At 49.7% G+C, this 997-nt stretch carries 1 pseudogene; it reads left to right on the top strand.

Features of this window, described 5'->3' with window-relative positions:
- Positions 1-706, top strand: a pseudogene (locus tag CIK04_RS25360) (lytic polysaccharide monooxygenase); the annotation flags it as partial.
- Positions 707-997: the final 291 nt, after the last annotated feature.

The raw sequence follows: 997 nt of genomic DNA, 5'->3' as shown, positions 1-997 counted from the left end.
ATGATCTCGACTTGATTGATACTGCTGGGGACATCGTGGTGGATGAACAAAAACGCYACCGCATGAAAGTGACCTTCCCGGCGGATCGCAGTGGCGATGCCATTCTCTACACTCGTTGGCAGCGCATTGATGTGGTTGGCGAAGGTTTTTATAATTGCAGTGACATCACCTTGAGAAGTGGAGGCACTACGCCGCCTACAGACCCAACCGATCCACCAACGGAACCAGGTAACAACCTCAGCGTACTTGGCTATTTCGTACCACAAGGTTTTGGCCCTGTTGATCCGGTGATACGGTTCGCTTCTGCGTACCTTTGACGCAACTGGTGCTGAGCTAGTGGACATCTCATTGGCTATTTCTGCCAACAACACCGGCACTTGGGCTGCGGAGCTGGCGGGCATTTAATGGTCAACAAATAAAGATTGGTACATCGGCATTTGGCACCAAGAGATGAACCACTACATGTACGACAGCAGCAATCTGTTTGCTAACCAAGTGCATGCACCTAGCGCGAACTTTAGCTACGCGCTTTCGTTGATCAAAGCGGATACCACGCCTCCGACGTTACCTACCAACGGTTGGAGCAAAGATAAAGTGTATAGTCGCGGGTGATGTGGTTAGCCACAATGGCCGAGAATGGACTGCGCAATGGTGGACTACGGTGAAGAGCCGGGGACGACGTGGCGAGTGGGGCGTTTGGCGTTAAGCATTGTTATGCTTCAACACTGTAGGAGGCTGCGGCCTCCTTTTTGCTTCTTCGTTTTATTTCTTAGTTTTTTCGTAGCATCAAGTATCAAATACGCCACCTCCTTGTGGCCACATCGTTAGATGTCGAACAACACGCCAATTTTGAYGGCTTGCTGATCAAACTCTTTCGCAATTTCAGGACTATCGACGTTGAGTGCATCCGTCAGATATTGGTAAGAGAGCGTCATCGAAAAGCGTGGTGTGAAATGCCATTCACTACCTACTTCAATACCACTGTGTACCGTGCTAT

The organism is Vibrio sp. 03_296 (assembly GCF_002265885.1).
Note: the sequence above shows the minus strand (reverse complement) of the source record. Positions and strands in the feature narration are given on the sequence as shown.